The sequence below is a fragment of the Labrys monachus genome, from assembly GCF_030814655.1.
GTDB lineage: Bacteria > Pseudomonadota > Alphaproteobacteria > Rhizobiales > Labraceae > Labrys > Labrys monacha.
On sequence record NZ_JAUSVK010000001.1, the window covers coordinates 6,860,273 to 6,878,863 of the forward strand.

The 18,591-nt window shown below is 67.1% G+C and carries 14 protein-coding genes; 9 read left to right on the forward strand and 5 right to left on the reverse strand.

Annotation, left to right across the window (positions count from 1 at the left end; all coding sequences use genetic code 11):
- Window positions 1-2: 2 nt before the first annotated feature.
- A complete protein-coding gene (locus J3R73_RS31245) occupies window positions 3-1,424 on the reverse strand; it encodes a hypothetical protein (protein WP_307436826.1) in 1,422 nt (473 codons plus the stop codon).
- Window positions 1,425-1,787: 363 nt separating this feature from the next.
- Between J3R73_RS31245 and J3R73_RS31250 the strand changes: the two genes are divergently transcribed.
- Entirely contained in the window at window positions 1,788-2,060 is a 273-nt protein-coding gene (locus tag J3R73_RS31250; protein WP_307436828.1) for a hypothetical protein, read from the forward strand.
- A 21-nt stretch (window positions 2,061-2,081) separates the two neighbouring features.
- On the opposite strand, the gene J3R73_RS31255 is transcribed toward J3R73_RS31250, so the two are convergent.
- The gene (locus J3R73_RS31255; RefSeq protein ID WP_307436830.1) at window positions 2,082-3,914 is read right to left on the reverse strand and encodes a M3 family oligoendopeptidase; all 1,833 of its coding nucleotides are present in this window, start codon (window positions 3,912-3,914) and stop codon (window positions 2,082-2,084) included.
- Window positions 3,915-4,210: 296 nt separating this feature from the next.
- Between J3R73_RS31255 and J3R73_RS31260 the strand changes: the two genes are divergently transcribed.
- From J3R73_RS31260 to mepK, 3 genes are all read left to right on the forward strand, one after another.
- On the forward strand, window positions 4,211-5,731 hold the full coding sequence (locus J3R73_RS31260; protein WP_307436832.1) for a sigma-54-dependent transcriptional regulator: 1,521 nt from the start codon (window positions 4,211-4,213) through the stop codon (window positions 5,729-5,731).
- A gap of 104 nt (window positions 5,732-5,835) precedes the next feature.
- Window positions 5,836-7,806 (forward strand): L,D-transpeptidase family protein, encoded by a 1,971-nt coding sequence (locus J3R73_RS31265; RefSeq protein ID WP_307436835.1) that lies wholly within the window; start codon window positions 5,836-5,838, stop codon window positions 7,804-7,806.
- 303 nt (window positions 7,807-8,109) lie between these two features.
- Window positions 8,110-9,732, forward strand: a complete 1,623-nt coding sequence (mepK, locus tag J3R73_RS31270) for a peptidoglycan L,D-endopeptidase MepK (protein ID WP_307436837.1) — start codon at window positions 8,110-8,112, stop codon at window positions 9,730-9,732.
- 117 nt (window positions 9,733-9,849) lie between these two features.
- Here the strand turns inward: mepK and J3R73_RS31275 are convergent, their stop codons facing one another.
- The gene (locus J3R73_RS31275) at window positions 9,850-10,137 is read right to left on the reverse strand and encodes a BolA family protein (protein ID WP_307436839.1); all 288 of its coding nucleotides are present in this window, start codon (window positions 10,135-10,137) and stop codon (window positions 9,850-9,852) included.
- Between the two features lie 218 nt (window positions 10,138-10,355).
- Here J3R73_RS31275 and J3R73_RS31280 point away from each other — a divergent pair, with 218 nt between their 5' ends.
- Complete coding sequence (locus tag J3R73_RS31280) at window positions 10,356-11,426, forward strand: DUF2125 domain-containing protein (RefSeq protein ID WP_307436842.1); 1,071 nt, start codon at window positions 10,356-10,358, stop codon at window positions 11,424-11,426.
- On the opposite strand, the gene J3R73_RS31285 is transcribed toward J3R73_RS31280, so the two are convergent.
- The gene (locus tag J3R73_RS31285; RefSeq protein ID WP_307436844.1) at window positions 11,427-12,500 is read right to left on the reverse strand and encodes a tartrate dehydrogenase; all 1,074 of its coding nucleotides are present in this window, start codon (window positions 12,498-12,500) and stop codon (window positions 11,427-11,429) included.
- A 322-nt stretch (window positions 12,501-12,822) separates the two neighbouring features.
- Here J3R73_RS31285 and J3R73_RS31290 point away from each other — a divergent pair, with 322 nt between their 5' ends.
- Entirely contained in the window at window positions 12,823-13,575 is a 753-nt protein-coding gene (locus J3R73_RS31290; protein WP_307436848.1) for an SDR family NAD(P)-dependent oxidoreductase, read from the forward strand.
- Between the two features lie 94 nt (window positions 13,576-13,669).
- On the opposite strand, the gene J3R73_RS31295 is transcribed toward J3R73_RS31290, so the two are convergent.
- Window positions 13,670-14,647, reverse strand: a complete 978-nt coding sequence (locus J3R73_RS31295; protein WP_307436851.1) for an asparaginase — start codon at window positions 14,645-14,647, stop codon at window positions 13,670-13,672.
- A 221-nt stretch (window positions 14,648-14,868) separates the two neighbouring features.
- On the opposite strand from J3R73_RS31295, the gene J3R73_RS31300 reads away from it, so the two are divergent.
- The 3 genes from J3R73_RS31300 (at window position 14,869) to J3R73_RS31310 (ending at window position 18,588) form a co-directional block, all read left to right on the forward strand.
- Window positions 14,869-16,533, forward strand: a complete 1,665-nt coding sequence (locus tag J3R73_RS31300; protein WP_307436854.1) for an ABC transporter substrate-binding protein — start codon at window positions 14,869-14,871, stop codon at window positions 16,531-16,533.
- Between the two features lie 94 nt (window positions 16,534-16,627).
- Complete coding sequence (locus J3R73_RS31305) at window positions 16,628-17,578, forward strand: ABC transporter permease (RefSeq protein WP_307436856.1); 951 nt, start codon at window positions 16,628-16,630, stop codon at window positions 17,576-17,578.
- Window positions 17,578-18,588 (forward strand): ABC transporter permease, encoded by a 1,011-nt coding sequence (locus J3R73_RS31310; protein WP_307436860.1) that lies wholly within the window; start codon window positions 17,578-17,580, stop codon window positions 18,586-18,588. Before J3R73_RS31305 ends, J3R73_RS31310 begins: the two co-directional genes overlap by 1 nt.
- The last annotated feature ends 3 nt before the right edge of the window (window positions 18,589-18,591 follow it).

Here is an 18,591-nt window from a genome sequence, read left to right on the forward strand (position 1 = left end):
GATCAGTGCGCGTCGAAGCGGTAGAGCGGGGTGATCGTGTCCAATCCCATGCTTTCTTCGCCGCAGGCCCGCATGAGCGATGCCAGCATCTTTGTCGTGTGAGCCGTAAGATAGGGAAGGTCCTTCCCGGCGCGGGCGAGCGGCAGCAGCAGCGCGGCGCTTTCGAGGCCGCGCCCGGAGAGCTGCAGCAGTTCGGCGGCAATGTAGACGTCACCGCCGGGGCGCTGATGGTCGCGGATCCGCTGTGCTGCCGCGAGCCACTGCTCCCAAGGAAAATAGACGCTCATCATGTCGGGTCGCGGAGGGGGTGTCCGGATTCGGCCGGTCAAATAGGGCAGCAGGGCCTGACGGGCCAGCGCCGTGTCGAAATACCCGGGCAAAGGGAATTGATCCGCATCCTGCGACAGGAGGTGGAGATCGAACAGGCCGGCTTTCTCCAGCAGGTCGTCTCGCTTCCGTCGCCCTATCGTGGCGTCGAGATTGGCGAGGAAGGCCACGACGACCGCGTCGGTATCGTCTGCGGCGACTTCTCCTTCCTCGATTTGCTGGAAAAGGGCAAGAAGCGGTTCAGCACCGATATACTCCAGGCTGGCGACCCGCCGGAACCATAGGCCGAGAGGATAGGACAAATTCTCCTCGACAGCCATCATGTCCAGAATGTCCTTGTCGGCGATGCCCAGGGACAGAGGCGCCGAGAGACCGTTGAAACCCAGTCTGCGAAGTTCCGGCCCTCCGTCATTGGCGAACCAATAGGCGAGACGATGGGTGGGCGGATATGACTGAGGGTGGTCCCGGACATAACGGAGCCAAGGCTGAATATCGTCTTCGGATGCAAGCACCGTAGCGGAGATCTCGGAAAGGCCCATTTGTTCCAGTTGCGCGGCCAGCTTTGCCTTCGTGGGATCGTCGGTGCCCGAAAGGGCGATGCCGAAGAATGTCGTCATCAATTTGGGCTGCTCGATCATTTCGGGATCGCGCCTGGCCGCTGCGACGAGAGACGCGAGATTGCCGTCCAGAGCGACCGCACGGAGGTAACCGACGCTCTGCAGAAGGAAGCTTTTGATGCTGACATGGACTTGTGGTTCGAGCATCTTCAGCCGCCCGCCGGCGGTCTCGACCGTCACCAGATAGAGTTCGAGGGAACTGTTGGCGTCTGCGAGGCGCGGTGCGGGCAGTGTATTGAGCAGCGCATGGGCTGCGGCACGGTCGAGGCCGCCATATTTGATCTTGGCATAGGCGATCTCGGGATCGTGGATGCGCTTGTCGGGCAGCGGCGGGTAATGCGGACGCGCCAGCAGCACGTCGGCGAAGGCGGCGATTTCGGTTGCCTGCTTGCAGGTGGCGCCGGGCGCGGCCAAGGCGGGACCGGCAAGGATCGAGCCCATGACGAAAGCCGCACAAAGGCGGCGAATCACGATTTTCATTGAGGCCCCCCTCATTTGAACGAGAGGTTCAGGCCATGGCGCGGCAAGGTCAAGTCCTTGCCTGTATTATGATACTCCATTGCGTTTCAGGATGTCGGCTGATGCCGTCGTGGCAGGCGCCTCGGCGACGGTGTCGGCAGGATATCCGGGCTTCCAAGGGGGGATCTTTATACTTTTCTGACGAGGAAGGGGTAAAAATACTATACGATCTTTATTTGAAAAGCGGCCGAGATGGTCGTAGAATGCAGTATCGATTGGTTATCTTCGTTCTGTTCTAAAGTAAAATTTATGGTTCCGCAGACATAACCAGGACTGAAGATCCAGAGTGTATCTGCATTTGCGGATGTTTTTCTTGATATTGCAATGAAGACCTCATCATCCCCAAGGCTGGACCTCGTCTCCAGGGTCACCGTTCATATTTTCATCGGGCAACTGACGATCGCCGCAATCATGGCGGCTTCGAGCCCGAAGGGCTTCATGCCCACCTTTTCGGTCCTGCTCGCCTTCTTCGCCTTCATTCAGGTCCTGCTGGCGCTGAGCGGCGGGCGGCGTCCTCCTGCCGGTTCTCTCACCGAATGGGACGGCGTCTCCTGGCTGCTTCTGGTGGCGACGGGGTGCCATCTGCTCTGTCGCTGACGGCGCCCGGCCGCGAGACCCTTACTCCATCGTCTCCAGTTCGGCGATCATGCCTTCGATCATGCCGAGCCCGATCTGCCAGAAGGCGGGATCGCGGGCGTCGAGGCCGAAGGGCGCGAGCAGCTCCGAGTGGTGCTTGGTGCCGCCCGCCGCCAGCATGGCGAGGTAGCGCTCGGCGAAGCCCTCATGCGCCTTCTCGTAGACGCCGTAGAGCGAGTTCACCAGGCAGTCGCCGAAGGCATAGGCGTAGACGTAGAAGGGCGAGTGGATGAAATGCGGGATATAGGCCCAGAAGGTCTCGTAGCCCGGGCCGATATGGATGGCGGGGCCGAGGCTCTCCGCCTGCACCGAAAGCCACATCTCGTTGATCTGCTCGCTGGTGAGCTCGCCTTCCCGGCGCCCCAGATGCACCTTGCGCTCGAAGGCGTAGAACGCGATCTGCCTGACCACCGTGTTGATCATGTCCTCCACCTTGGCGGCGAGCATGGCCTTCCTCTGCTGGGGCGTCTGCGCCCTCGCCAGCAGCGCGCGGAAGGTGAGCATCTCGCCGAAGACCGATGCGGTCTCGGCCAGGGTCAGCGGCGTCGGCGCCATCAGCGGCCCGTTGGGGGCGGCGAGCACCTGGTGCACGCCGTGGCCGAGTTCGTGGGCGAGCGTCATCACGTCGCGCGGCTTGCCCTGGTAGTTGAGCAGCACATAGGGATGGGCGGAGGGAACGGTCGGGTGGGCGAAGGCGCCCGGCGCCTTGCCGGGGCGGATCGGCGCATCGATCCAGTTGCGGTCGAAGAACCGGCCGGCGATGCCGGCCATGCGCGGCGAGAAGCCGGCATAGGCGTCGAGCACCGTCGCCTTGGCCTCCTCCCAGCGGATGGGCGGCGTCTCGACCTTGGGCAGCGGCGCGTTGCGGTCCCAATGGTTGAGCCGGTCGAGCCCGAACCATTTGGCCTTCAGGCGGTAATAGCGGTGCGAAAGCCTGGGATAGGCCTCCTGCACGGCGGAGACCAGGGCGTCCACCACCTCGCGCTCGACGCGGTTGGCGAGGTGGCGCGAATCCGCGACGTCCGCGAAGGAGCGCCAGCGGTCCGAGATCTCCTTGTCCTTGGCGAGGGTGTTGGTGATCAGGGTGAAGAGGCGCAGATTGTCCTTGAAGGTGCGGGCGAGGGCATGGGCCGCCGCCTCGCGCTTGGCGGCGGACTGGTCCTGAAGGAGGTTCAGGGTCGGCTCCAGCGTCAGTTCCTGGCTGTCGACCTTGAAGCGCAGCCCCGATATCGTCTCGTCGAACAGGCGGTTCCAGGCGCCGCGGCCGGTGACGGACTTGTCGTGGAACAATTGCTCGATGCGGTCCTCGAGCTGGTGGGGCTTTTCGTAGCGGATATCGTCGAACCACGGCTTCCAATGCGCGAGGGCAGGGTCGGCGACGGCCTGCGCCAGCACCGCGTCGTCGATGCGGTTGAGCTCCAGCGTGAAGAAGAGGAGATGGGAGGAGGCGGTGGTCAGCCTGTCCTGCACGTCGCCGTAGAATTTGGCGCGGGCGGCGTCGGTGGTGTCGCCGGCATAGACGAGGCCGGCGAAGGAGGCGATGCGGCCGAGCCGGTCCTCGATCGCCTCATAGTCGCGGACGACGGCGGCGAAGAGCGATGCCCCGTCGGGCCGGCCGAGCAGCGCGGCGAGCCTACCCTTGTGGGCCTCCTCGAAGGCGATGCAGTCGGCGAGGCCCTTTTCGAGGTCCGCGGCCACCTCCGGCGAATCGATGCCGGCATAGAGATCGCCGAGATTCCATTCCGGCAGGCGGCCGAGCTCGTCGGTTCCCGTCGAATCGCGGGGGGCGGGGCCGGCGGCGGTCTTGCTGTCCATGGAAACTCCTGTCGGGCATGGTGGCGGCCCTGCGCAGGCAGGGCCCGAGGGGCGTGTCGCTGCGTCTCATATCGCTGTTGCCGGCGCCCGATTCAACCGGGGCGGCGCAATCGGATTTTCGTCGAACGTCGTTAAGCAGTCCTTCACGCTTCTGCTCCTAGATGATCCGAAACGGCACATCGGGGCGCGGCCCCGAGGCGGGCTTGCCCTGGTCGGAGCTTCGGACCGGCCAGGGCAAGCGCGCGGAATTCGTAGATTGCAAGATTTGGGCATTGCAGGAATTCGGCGGGGGATTGATGGGTTCGACTGTTCTGATTGCCGATGATGATCCGGTGCAGCGCCGGCTCCTCGAAGCGATGGTGCGGCGCTTCGGCTACCATGCGCGGCTCGCCGACGGCGGCGAGGCGGCGCTGCGCGAAATCGAGGCGGGCCGGATCGACCTCGTCATCCTCGATCTCGTCATGCCCGATCTAGACGGCATGGGCGTGCTGGGCCGCCTGCGGGCCAAGGGCATCGCGGTGCCCGTCATCGTCCAGACCGCGCATGGCTCGATCGACGCGGTGATCTCGGCCATGCGGGCGGGCGCGGCCGATTTCGTGGTCAAGCCGGTGGGCGGCGAAAGACTGCAGATATCGATCCGCAACGCCTTGCGGATGCATGCGCTCGAGCGCGATGCCCGCCTGCTGGCGAAGCGTTCGGCCGGCCTTCTCGGCTTCAGGGACATGGTCGTGCGCAGCCCCGAGATGGAACGCGTGGCCCATCTCAGCGAGCGGGCGGCGGGCTCGGCCATTCCCGTCCTGATCGAGGGCGAGGCCGGCACCGGCAAGCAGACCGTGGCGCGGGCGATCCACGGGACCGGCGAGCGCCGGGGCCGCCCGTTCGTCGCCGTCAACTGCGCCGCGCTGCCCGAGGAGACGGCCGAGGCGATCCTGTTCGGCCATGAGAAGAACAGCGTCGCCGGCGCGCCGGACAGGCAGGTGGGCAAGTTCGCCGAGGCGCATGGCGGCACGCTATTCCTGGAAGACATCGGCGAACTGCCGCTGGACCTCCAGGCCAGGATCGTCGAGGCGCTGCGCAGCGGCGAGGTCGGGCCGGTCGGGGCGCGCCGGCCGGTGCGCACCGAGTTCCGGCTGATCTCCTCGACCAGCTGCAACCTCATCGAGCGGGTCAAGGCCGGCCTGTTCCGCGAGGATCTCTATTACCGCCTGCACGTCTTTCCCATCATGCTGCCGCCGCTGCGGCTGCGGCGGGACGACGTCGGCGAGCTCGCGCGGCATTTCCTGGCGCGATTCTCGGTCGAGGAGGGCCGGCGCGTCCGCTCCATCTCGGCCGAGGCGCTGGCGATGCTGGCGGCCTATGACTGGCCCGGCAATGTCCGCCAGCTGGAAAATGCGGTGTTCCGGGCGGTGATCCTGGCGGAGGGCGACGAGGTCGGGGTGGCCGAGTTCCCGCAGATCGCGGCGCGCGTGGAGGGCTTCGACGTGCGCATCCCCTCCGCGCCGCTGCTGCCGCCCAGGCCCGTCCATGCCGGCCCGGCGATGATCACCGGGCAGCCCCTGCGGGAGATCGTCACGGTGCGCGATCCCCATACCATGGCGATGCTCGACGCGCGGGGCGACGTGCGGACCATGGCCTCCCTGGAGGCCGACATGCTGAAATTCGCCATCCGGCACCATCGCGGCCAGATGACGGAGGTCGCCCGCAAGCTCGGCATCGGGCGCTCGACCCTTTACCGCAAGCTGAAGGAATTGGGCCTTGACGAAGCGGCGATCGGCGTGAGACCCGAAGTCTTCCCCGATGCCCACCGGGCGGCGTGATCGTTCGCACACCGGATTTTGTATTGAAACTGGCATTGTCGCGTTCACAATCCGATTGATGGAAAGGTGGCGCCTTACCTTCGGCGTCATGATTGAGGGATAAAATGAATTGCCGCGCTAACTTGCTGGCTTCGGTTGCTCTGGCCCTGGCCCTGGGTGCGTTCACCGTCCCGGCCCTGGCCGGGAGCGGCCTCGAGCCTTCCGCCATCGACGTGCCGGCACTGAGCCCGGCCGAGCAGGAACACGCCTACGCGCCGGCGAGCCCACAGACGGAACCGGCCGCCGCCTCGCCCCGGGGCGAACGGGCGGCGCTGTCCGCCGATCCGCAGCCGGATCCCGGCCCCGTCTCCACCTCCTCGCTGGCGCCCGCGCCGGTCGGCGACGTGCCGGTGCCGCTGCCGGCGCTGGCACAGGAGCCGTCGGCGGCGGCGTCCCCCGCCCATGCCGCCGATCCCGCTCTGGCCTCGACCATGCCGGCCGCGCCGTCCGGCCCGGAGCCGGGGCCGATGCCGGCCGTGCAGCAGCCCGCGCCGGCCGTGCAGAGCACGCCTCCCGCGGCCGCCGCCGAGCCGGTGGAAACACCGCCGTCGGTCCGCGCGCCGCAGGACGCCGCGGCCGTCGCCGCCAGCCTCGCCGCCCGGCTCGAAGACCTCGTGGCCCGGCACGGCCAGGACGCGCAGGCGATCAGCGATTTCTACGGCCTGCGCAATCATGCGCCGCTCTGGGTGGTCGACGGCGCCCTGACGCCGGTCGCCAAGGCGCTGGTCGAGCGCATGAGCCGTGCCGGCGATGACGGCCTCGACGCTGCGGCCTTCCATGTCGGGGGCCTCGACATCTTGGCCTCGGCCGGCGCCGACGGCCAGGCGCAGACGGAGGTCGCCATCGCCTCCGCCATCCTGACCTATATCCGGCAGGCTTCGAGCGGGCGGGTGGACACCCGCCAGATCGGCCGCGACATCGTGCCCGCCGTCAACATGCCGGAGGCCGTCGCCGCGCTGGCTTCGGTCGCCATCGCCGCCGATCCCGTCGCCGTGCTCGAAGGCTACAATCCGGTCGCCCCGCAATATCTGGCGCTGAAGCGCAAGCTCGCCGAGGTGCGCGCCGCCAATGCCGCGACGGCCCGGACCGCGCCGCCGCTGGTGCCGCCCGGCCCGACGCTCAGGGTCGGCATGAGCGACACCCGCGTGGCGGTGCTGCGCACCCGCCTCGGGCTGACCGCCAGCGACGGCGACGGCGCCGTCTATGACGAGGCGCTGCAGAAGGCGGTGCGCGACTTCCAGGCGCAGCGCAACCTCAAGGCCAGCGGCACGCTCGGCCCTGCGACCGTGGCGGCGCTGAACAGCGCGCTGCGCACCCCGCGAATCAATATCGAGAGCGAGATCGTCGCCAATATGGAGCGCTGGCGCTGGCTGCCGCACGACATGGGCGATTCCTACGTGCTGGTGAACGTGCCGGAATACAAGGTCCGCGTGATCAGGAACGGCGTGCCCGTCCTGGAATCGAAGGTGGTCGTCGGCAAGCCGAACACGCCGACGCCGCTGTTTTCCGACACCATGGATTTCGTGGTGATGAACCCGTCCTGGAACGTGCCCCAGTCGATCATCAAGAAGGAATATCTGCCCAAGCTGGCGGAGGATCCCGATTACCTGGCCCGCCACGGCTTCGTGGTGACCTATCGCGACGGCCAGATGCAGGTGCGCCAGCCGCCGGGCGAGGACAATGCGCTCGGCCACATCAAGTTCATGTTTCCAAACAATTTTTCGGTCTACCTGCACGACACTTCGACACGCAGCCTGTTCGCCAAGGACAAGCGCGCCTTCAGTCATGGTTGCGTTCGCGTGGATAATCCTTACAACTTCGCGGAGACCGTCATGGGCGCTGAAAACGGCTGGACGGCGAATCGCGTGGAAAGCATGGTCGGCGGGCGCGAGCAACGCATCGACCTGAAGCAGAAGATCCCCGTCCACATTGCCTATTTCACCGCCTATGTGGACGAGGGCGGCGAGTTGAAACTTGTCGATGACCTCTACGGGTACGACCAAAAGGTCGTTTCGGCACTTGGCCTGCGGGGGTAGAATCTGATAAGGAACTGTTAACCCTATTTCGCGTTGGTGTGTTGCCACCAATTCTGCCTTCCTCTTTTTGCCATGTTCCGCAGGCAAGGAGATGTTTCAAAAGCCGCTTCGGCGGCTATTAAAAAGGGGTCGAACGGTGCATCAACGGTGCCTTAACCATTCTCGGCGAGACTCCCGCCCTTCGGACTACGCTCGGGGCGCTCTTGCGGCCTCGCTCCCGCAGTCTAACCGCCGAGAGCCGTAATCGTGCAAAACCCATTCAGCTTTCTGCCCCGGATCCGAGTGTCGCGTGCCGGCCGAATCATGGCCACCGCCTTTGCCTCGACCATGGCGATGTGGGCCGCGGTCGACCAGACCGAGAGCGCGATCGCCAATGGCGAGACCCGCTCGCTGTCGATGAAGCATCTCCATACCGGCGAGACGATCAACATCACCTACAAGCGCGACGGCCGGTATGATTCCGACGCGCTCAAGAAGCTGAACTGGTTCCTGCGCGACTGGCGGCGCGACGAGCCCACGCGCATGGATCCGCGCCTGTTCGACACCATCTGGCTCGCCTATCACGCGGTCGGCGCCACCCAGCCCGTCAACGTCGTGTGCGGCTACCGTTCGCCCGAAACCAACGGCATGCTGCGCCGGCGCTCGCGGGGCGTCGCCAAATTCAGCCAGCATACGCTCGGCAAGGCGATGGACTTCTTCATTCCCGGCGTGCCGCTGTCCAAGCTGCGCGTCGCAGGCCTTCGCCTCCAGCGCGGCGGCGTCGGCTTCTACCCGACCTCGGGCTCGCCCTTCGTGCATATGGATGCCGGCGGTGTCCGCATGTGGCCGCGCATGTCGCGCAGCGAGCTGGCCTCCGTGTTCCCCGACGGGAAGACGGTGCTCATCCCGGCCGACGGCCGCCCGATGGCGGGCTATCAGGTCGCCATGAACGAGATCCTGCGCAAGGGCGGCACCGTCGGCGGCCGGCAGGGCGCGGGCGACGATGACGGCGGTGGCGGCGACGACAATGGCGGCGGCGGTTTCTTCGCGAGCCTGTTCGGCCATCGCAGCAGCCAGACGCCTTCCGAGACCATGATGCAGGCCTCGGCATCCTCGCGCGGCGGCCTCGTGGCGCCGTCCTCGTCCGCACCGGCTCCCACCGTCGTGGCGATGGCCAGGCCGGCCCAGCTCGAATCGCCCGCCCGCATGGCCTCGATCCCCCTTCCCGAACGGCGGCCCTCGGGCATCGACGCCTCGGTTGAGGTCGCCGATGCCGGCGACAGCGTTCCCGACATGACCAGCGCTTCGGCGTCCAACGTGCCGCTGCCGCCGGTCCGTCCGGATGGCGGACCGGTGCCGTCGGCGCCGCCCCAGCAGGTTGCGTCTCTCGATGGCCCGGCCATCGCCCAGGATGTGAGCGCCGCGGCGCCGGCCGCCGCGATGCCGGCACGGCCGGCTTCGATCACGCCGTCCGCCGAGAAGGTTCCGGTGGCCCGTCCCGCCTCGGCCTCCGCGACGCTGCAGCCGCGCCCTGCGATCTTCGCCGACCTGTCCAAGGGTGGCGAAGGCTTCATGAAGCGCAGTGCCGGCCGGCAGCCCCAGCGGGCGCTCGGTTTCGCCGATGTTTCGCCGGTGACCCGTACGGCCCGGCCGCCTCGTCCGACCCTGACGGCGACCCGCTTCGAGAAGCTCAACTTCGTTTCCCTGTCGGCCCCGGTCCCTTCGGCGCGCAACAAGGAGCAGGCCCAGCTCATCAAGCCGGACCTGACCACGACGGCCTCGCTGATCGCCGCCCCATCGCGCACGGTGCTGATCAAGTTCGGCGTCGCGGCCTATCAGGACCTGCGCGCCGAGAAATTCTCGGGCGCGGCGGTGAAGCCCCTGCGCACCGCGAGCTTCTCGCCGATGCCGGACATCTTCACCGGCTCGATCGTCTCCTCGAACTGAGACGGGATCGCATCCCCTAGAGCAAAGCGCGTTCAGGCAGAAACGGCGGTTTGTTCTAACTCTTTGTTTTTCGACGCGTCTTTGCGTTTTGCCGATTCCGTCAAAACATAAAACGCTCTACCAGCGGGCCGGTTCGCCCGGCGCGCTGGCTTCGATCGCCAGGGCATGAACGCCGCGTGCGAAGGCGGGCGCCAGCGCCTCGTTCACCATGCGGTGGCGGTCGACACGGCTGCGGCCGGTAAAGGCCGCCGAAACGATGCGTACGCGAAAATGGCTCTCTCCTCCGTCTCGATGGCCGGCATGCCCGGCATGATCAGCCGATTCGTCGAGCACGGCCAGGCGCTCGGGCCGCAGGGCCGCGTGAAGGGACGCTTCGATCAGATCGCGGATGGCAGGAACGGACATGGTGACTCCCGGGCAGCGGATTTTCCGTTCGGAGGGGGCGGGCAGGCTCGGCTGAAGGTCGCTGCGTCTGCCGCCGCGAGGCCTGGGCGCCCGGCGACGGATGTCGCGGTTGCTGGCCGCCGAAATACCTCATTTCATTCCGATAGAGCAAGCCGGACCGGCTGACGGTTCCATCCAGTCGGCCGCCAGCGGCCGTCACCCCATCGCGAGACCAAGCCTTGCCGACCTCCCCTCCCGCCCCATCGCAGCGTCGTGCCTCGGGTAGGCGCGTCTTCCTGCCGACCCTGCTTCTCGGCGTCGTCGTCGTCGCGTGGTCCGGCTTCTGGTGGTACGCCTCGACGCGCGTGCAGTCCGAATGGAGCCGCTTCGTGGTGCGGCAGGCGGAACTCGGGCGCCAGATCCGCTGTGCCGACCAGAGCTTCGGCGGCTATCCCTTCCGCCTGGAGGTCCGCTGCACCAATCCGCAGGTCACCTCGACCCGGCCCGGGCAGTCCTTCGACGTGCACCTGGCCGATCTCGGCGCGGTGGCGCAGGTCTACCAGCCCAATAAGGTCATCCTCGAGGCCAAGGGTCCGCTGACCGTCGTCGACGGGGAAGGCGAGGGCGCGACGGTCACCGCGAACTGGGCGAGCGCCGAGGCCAGCATGGGGATCTGGACGTCGGGTCCGAGCAATGCCGACATCGTCATCAAAGGGCTCGACGCCAACGCCACCAGAGCGGGGCAGGCGACCTCCCTCGTCGCCGGCGCCAATGTCGAGGCCCACATCCGGCTGGCGGTGGGCGCCAATGCGGCGCCCGGCGCCTATGACGTGGTGGCCAAGGCCGATGCGGGCAGCATGCCGCCGCTCGACAGGATGCTGGGCGGACCGGAGCCCCTCAGCGGCGAGTTCCAGGCGACCGTCACCCAGATCGACCTGCAGCCCAGGCCGATGCGGGAGCGCCTGCGTGCCTGGGCGGCCGATGGCGGTTCGCTGCAGATCGTGCTCGCGCAGCTCAATCGCGGGCCGAGCAGCGTGAAGGCGGCGGGAACGGTGGCGCTGGACGATGGCGGCCACCCCGCCGGCGACCTCACCGTCGCCCTCGCCGGCATCAACGAGATGAGCGGTTCCCTGCAGCAGGCGGGGCTGGCGTCGGGCCGGCTGGTCGGCCTGATGGGCGTCGGCCTGTCGATGCTCGGCAAGCCGACGAACATCGACGGCAAGACCGCCGTGGAGGTGCCGGTCAGGCTCGCCAACGGCAAGGTCAGCATCGGCTCCTTCCCGGCCGGCCGGCTGCCCAGCCTGTTCTGATCACGCCTCGCGGCGGATCGCGCTGCAGACCGCGGCGGTGATCTCCTGCGTGGTCGAGGTGCCGCCGAGATCCGGCGTGAGCGGGAAATTGCCGCCCGTGACCTGCTCGATGGCCCGCATCAGCCGGGCGGCCGCCGGTGCTTCGCCGAGATGCTCCAGCATCATGGCGCCGGTCCAGAACGTCGCCAGCGGATTGGCGATGCCCTTCCCGGCGATGTCGAAGGCCGAGCCGTGGATCGGCTCGAACATCGAGGGATATCGGCGGCTCGGGTCGATGTTCGCCGTGGGCGCGATGCCGAGGCTGCCCGCGAGCGCCGCGCCGAGATCGCTCAGGATGTCGGCGTGGAGATTGGTGGCGACCACCACGTCGAGGCTTTCGGGCTTCAGCACCATGCGTGTCGTCATGGCGTCGACCAGCACCTTGTCCACCGCCACCTCGGGAAAGGCGGCCGCGACCTCGGCGGCGATCTCGTCCCACAGCACCATGCCGTGGCGCTGGGCGTTGGATTTCGTCACCACGCTGACCTGCCGCCGGGTGCGCGTCATGGCGAGCCGGAAGGCGAACTCCATGATGCGCCGGACGCCGGTGCGCGTGAAGATCGAGGTTTCCGTCGCCACTTCCTCCGGCTGGCCGCGATGGGTGCGACCGCCATTGCCGGAATATTCGCCCTCGCTGTTCTCGCGCACGATGACGAAATCGACGTCCTCAGGCCGGGCGTTGCGCAGCGGGCCGGCGATACCCGGCAGGAGCCGGACGGGCCGCACATTGGCATATTGGTCGAAGCCCTGGCAGATGGCGAGGCGCAGGCCCCACAATGTGAGGTCGTCGGGCAGGCCGGGATCGCCGACCGCGCCGAAATAGATGGCGTCGAAGCCGCGCAGCGTGTCGAGGCCGTCGGCGGGCATCATGCGCCCGGTCTGGCGGTAGAAATCCGATCCCCACGGAAATTCGGTGACCGCCAGCCGGAAGTCGCCGCAGCGCCGCTCCAACTCGGCGAGCACCTGGAGGCCGGCCGCGATGACCTCCTTTCCGATGCCGTCGGCGGGAATGGCGGCGATCGAATGCTGACGCATGGGTCTTTCTCCTCGGCCTCGGCCGGCAGGGTTGCAGCAGGGGCGCCCGCCCGCCGGGGCGGGAGCGGAGATGCCTGCCGTCCGACCTCGATAGCGGCGGCGGCCGGGCCTGACAAGCGAGCCGATGCGAGGCGGCGTGAAGGAAGCGCGCTGGCCGCCCGCGATCTCCGAGGATAGGCTTGCCGAGGTCGGCGGCGCAGGAGGTCGGGACGATGAACACACCTGTCCCTTTTCACCCGCGTTCTCTTGCCCCTCGGGGTGACAGGGGCGTTCCCGGCGCCGCCGCCGTTTTTCCGCCAGCAAAGGAGGGGCCAGGATGGCCATGAAGACCGCAATCATCACCGGAGGCGGGATCGGCATCGGCCGGTCCTCCGCCTTCGCCTTCGCCCGGGCCGGCTACCGCGCGATCGTGACCGACGTCCTCGAGGCGGAAGGCCGCGATGTCGTCGAGGCGATCGCCGCCGAGGGCGGCAGCGCCGAGTTCCACGCGCTCGACGTGCGCAGCACGCAGCAGGCCGATGCGGTCGTCGCCGAGGTGGAGAGGAAATACGGACCGCTCGACGTCGTGCTCGCCAATGCCGGCATCGCCCACAAGGTGCCGCTCGCGCAGCTGACCGACGAGAAATGGGACCAGACGCTCGACATCGACCTCGGCGGCGTCTTCCGCATCGTGCGCGCCGCCGCGCCGGCCATGCGACGCAACGGCAAGGGCAGCGTCATCGCGCTGTCCTCGATCATGGGCGTCGCCTATGGCTGGGACGAGCATGTGCACTACTCGGCCGCCAAGACCGGCGTCGTCGGCCTGGTGCGCGGCCTCGCCGTCGAACTGGCGCGCGACGGGGTGCGCGTCAACGGCATCGCGCCCGGCTATATCCGCACCGCCCAGGCGCTCTCGAAGGAGCACTCCCTCGGCCCCGAGGGGCTGGAGGCCGCGGCGAAGTTCATCCCGCTCGGGCGCACCGGCGAGCCGGAGGAGGTCGCCGATGTCGCCGTGTTCCTCGCCTCCGAGGCGGCCCGCTACATCACCGGACAGGTGATCGTGGTGGATGGCGGCCTGCTCGTCGGGCGGTATTGAGAGGCTGCGTCGGGCCTGCAAGCCGCGCATGTGCTGGGAGAAGGTCGGTCGGTGACCGACGCTCCCCGCACAGGGCCGCTGCCGGCCGATGGCGCTACCCGCCGAGATAGTCGATCTCCGCCCTCAGCGCCTCGCTGTCCAGGCCGAGCCCGAGAAGCAGGGCGGCGAGGATGCGCGCCTTGGGGCCGTTGAGGTCGCCGGCGAAGATCACGCCGCCGTCGGCGAGGTCCCGGCCGCCGCCATTGCCGTAGACCGGCTTCACCCGGCCCTTGGGGCAGCGCGAGGTCATGATCACGGGAATGCCGGCGCGGACGATCTCGACCGCCGCCGCCGTGACGGCGGGCGGGGCGTTGCCGAGCCCGAACCCCTCGAGGACGAAGGCCTTGGTGCCATGGGCGGCGGCATAGCGCAGATAACCGTCGGTCGAGCCCATCGAGAGCTTGACGAGCTCCACCGCCGGCTCGAGGGCGGCGGGCGCATAGGTCCGGCGCAAAGTCGGCCGGCGATGGACGAACACCTGTCCCGCGTCGATCTCCCCGAGCTTGCCGTGCTCGCCGGACATGAAGGTGTCCACCCGCGAGGTATGGGTCTTGGTCACGTCGCGGGCGGCGTGGAATTCCTGCTCGAAGCAGATCATGGCGCCGAGGCCGCGGGCCGCTGGCGCGGCGGCGAGGCGCACGGCGTCGGCGATGTTGCGGGGGCCGTCGGTGTCGGGCTGGTCCGCGGCGCGCTGGGCGCCGGTGAACACCACGGGCTTGTCGCCGCGCAGGAGCAGCTCGGCCATGTAGGCGCTCTCCTCCATCGTGTCGGTGCCGTGGGTGACGACCACGCCGTCGCAGCCGCCGTCGAGCTTGGCGTTGATGCGGGCGGCGAGCGCGAAGGCCAAAGGCAGGTCGAAGGCATAGCTGCCGATGTTGCAGAACTCCTCGACCTCCAGCTCGATGTCCGGCAGCGGATCGTGGAGGCTGGCCCGCAAGTCATGGCCGCTGACGCCGGCGACCGTATGGCCCGTCTCGCTGTTGCGCCGCGATGCGATCGTGCCGCCGGTGGTTATCAAACAAATCTTCTTCATCTGGCTCTATCTCGGTTGCGCTGCCGCCGACGTTGGTCTGACCAAATATTCTATATAATTCAAATTTTGGCCATAAAGTGCAAAGTTTGTGCAGATGCTGCTCATTTTTTTCCATTGACGGCCTGACCAATATAATGGCTCTATCTAAGTGGCAAATCTCGGTCTGACCAAAAAGGCAAAAGGCGGAGCTTGCCGCCACACCATCACCCCTGGGGATCAACATGTCTGACCCGTTTACGCGAATGAAGCTTGGGCCTTCCCGCCGGCAATTCCTGCAGGTGGCCGCGGCGGCCGGCGGCGCCGCGGTGCTGCCCGCGTCCTTCGGGGCGAACGAGGCGGCGGCGCAGGGCGCCGGCGACACGCTGGTGATCGCCGCGCCGGCGACGCCGCAGGGGCTCGACATCGAATTCGACGTGAGCCTCGGCTCCATCGACTCGCTGGGGGCTCTCTACGAATACATGCTCGGCTATGAGAAGGTACCCGACCCCGACGCCCCCGGCGTGCTGCGGGAGGATACCTCGGTGCATGCCGACAAGCCCGACGGCATGGCGCTCAAGGGGCGCCTCGCCGAATCCTGGGAGGTCTCGCCGGACGGTCGCAAGGCGACGTTCAAGCTGCGCGAGGGCGTCAAGTCCAACTGGGGCAATACCTTCTCGTCCAAGGACGTCAAGTGGACCTGGGACCGCAAGTTCAACCTGAAGGGCCAGGGCCTGTTCCAGACCGCGGTGCTCGGCCTGACCTCGCCCGACCAGATCAAGGTCGAGGGCGAGCATGCGATCTCCTTCAATCTCGAAAAGCCCAACCCGCTGTTGCTGAAGCAGCAGTGCAACCTCGCCAATCCCATCTACGACGCCACCAAATGCGCCGAAGTCGGCGGCTCGGCCGACCCCTGGGCCGTCGCCTTCCTCAAAAACGACAGCGCCGGCTTCGGCCCCTACCGCCTCGCCCAGCTCGTGCGCGGCCAGCAGGCCGTCTTCGAGGCGCGCGACGATTACTGGGACACCAAGCCGGCGATGAAGCGCGTGATCATGCGCGAAGTGCCGCAGTCGGCGAGCCGCTTCTCGCTCCTGCAGGGCGGCGCCGTCGACATCGCGCAGTTCCTGCAGCCGCGCGAGCTGGAGGCCCTGAAGAAGCAGAAGAACGTCGCGGTCGATGCCGTCAACTCGTCCTACATGATCTGGCTGGAACTCAACGCCAAGATCAAGCCGTTCGACAATGTCGACGTGCGGCGCGCCGTCAACCTCGCTCTGCCGCGCGACGAGATCATCCGCACCATCTATTACGGCTATGCCGACGCCCAGACCGCGCCGATGCCCTACATCTATCCGATGGTGGACAAGAGCTTCTTTTCCTACAAATATGATGTCGCCAAGGCCAAGGACCTGCTCGCCAAGGCCGGCTTCGGCAAGGGCGTGAGCACGACGCTGTCCTACAATGCGGGCGATCCGACGCAGGAGCCGATCGCGCTCCTGATCCAGACCTCGCTGCGCCAGATCGGCATCGAGCTCACGCTGGAAAAGCTTCCGGCGGGCGTGTTCTACGAGAACGTCACCAAGCGCGCCAAGCCGATGATCTTCTATCTGGATTCGCCGTGGACGCCCGATCCGGGCTACTCGACCTATCTCTATTTCAACTCCAAGAGCTATGTGAACTACTCGAACTACGAGAATACCACCGTCGACCAGCTCATCACCGACGGCCTGGCGACGCTCGACAACAATGTCCGCCTGGAGAAGTACAAGCAGGTCCAGAAGACGCTGATGGACGAAGCGCCCTGGGGCTTCCTGGCCTATCCGAAATATACCCTGGCCCGGAAGGCGAACCTCAAGGGTTACACCTACTACACGTCGAACAACCTGCGCTTCCAGGACTTCTCGCGCGGTTGAATCGCTTCTCGCGCGGTTGAGCCGCTTCTCGCGGCTGAACGCCTGCCTCTCCGGGACCGTCCCGGGGAGGCTTCCACGAAAGGGCCATGCCTGCATGCTCGCCAGACTTCGCCTGTTCGGTCGCCTCGCGCTGGTCAGGCCGCGTTTCGCCGTCGGCTATGTGATCGTCGCGATCGTCGCCCTTCTCGCCATCCTGGCGCCGCTGATCGCGCCCTATTCGCCGACGGAAGCCGATTCCCTGAACTTCCTGCAGCCGCCGGGCGCCGACCACCTCTTCGGCACCGACAATGTCGGCATGGACATCTTCAGCCGGGCGATCTACGCGCCCCGTATCGACCTGACCATCGCCATCCTCGGCACCATGCTGTCGGCGCTGCTCGGCGGCTCGATCGGGGCGCTGGTCGGCTATTACAGCAGCGGTCGCGGCGTGCGCGTGTGGCTCTCCTATATCGTCATGCGGGCCGCCGACGTGCTGCAGGCCTTCCCCGTCTTCGTCTTCGCCATCGCTCTGGTGGCGAGCCTCGGCCAGAGCATCCAGACGGTGGTACTGGCGATCGCCTTCGTCAACGCGCCGATCTATCTGCGCCTGATGCGCTCGCAGGTGCTCAGCATCCGCTCGATGCGCTATGTCGAGGCCTCCACCGTCAACGGGCTCTCCGATTTCCAGACCATCACCCGCCACGTCATCCCCAACGCGATGGGGCCGGTCCTGGCGCAATTGTCGATCAATATCGGCTGGGGCATCCTGTTGACGGCCTCCCTCTCCTTCATCGGCGCCGGCGTGCGCGCGCCGACGCCCGAATGGGGCAGCATGATCGCCATGGGCTTCCAGAACGTCGTCACCGGCCAATGGTGGCCGTCGATGTTCCCGGGCGCCATGCTCGCGGTCACGGTGTTCGGCTTCTCTCTGGTCGGCGCCTCGATCGAGGTGCTGGCGGATCCGGCCCGCCGCCGGCAATTGCTGAGCGAGGTGCGCCAGCGCGGCGCCCGCGGCGCGGCGGCCGGCCAGGCCTCGATGGAGCAAGCCTCGGTGGAGCAGGCCTGATGCGCGTCCTCAGCTATCTCGCCAAGCGCCTCGCCTTCGTCATCCCGCAATTGCTCGGCATCGTCCTCGTCAGCTTCCTCCTGGTGAAGAGCATTCCCGGCGATCCGGCCGTGCTGATGCTCGGCCCGACCGCGACGCCGGACGCCATCGCGGGCCTGCGCCAGTCGCTCGGGCTCGACCAGCCGCTCTACATCCAGTTCGTCATCTATGTGAAGAACCTCCTGCATGGCGATCTCGGCACGTCCTGGCAGACGACCCGGCCGGTGCTGGAGGATCTCGTCCAGCGCTTTCCGGCGACGCTCGAACTCGTGACCCTCTCCCTCCTGCTCGCGGTCCTCGTCGGCATGACCCTTGGCGTGCACGCCGCCAAGCGGCCCAATGGCTGGATCGCCCGCCTGTCCGACCTCTACGGCCTGGCGGCCGGCGCGCTGCCCGATTTCTGGTTCGCGCTCGTGCTGATCTTCGTGTTCTACACGCTCCTCGCCTGGGCGCCGGCCCCGCTCGGGCGGATGGACATGATCGTCATCCCGCCGATGCCGGTGACGGGGGCCTATACGATCGACGCGCTGCTCGCCGGCGATCTCGAAGCCTTCGGCTCGGCCCTGTCCCACCTCGTGCTGCCGGTCCTCACCCTCGGCCTGCTCAACGCGGCGCCGATCCTGAAGATGACGCAGACGACGATGGAGAAGATGCTGGATTCCGATTTCAGCCGCTATGAAGTGCTGTGCGGCGTGCCGCAGGCCATCGTGGTGCGCCATGCCCTGCGCAACGCGCTGCCGTCGATCGTCACCATCATCAGCGTGCTCTACGGTTTCCTGATCGGCGGCGCGGTGCTGGTCGAGATCGTGTTCTCCTGGGGCGGGGCCGGCCAATATGCGGTGCAGGGCGTGCTCAACGCCGACATCTATCCGGTGCTCGGCTTCGTGCTGTTCTCCGCCGTCTTCTCCCTCGTCGTCTATATCGTGGTCGACCTGATCTACGTCCTCCTCGATCCGCGCATCAGCAATTGAGGC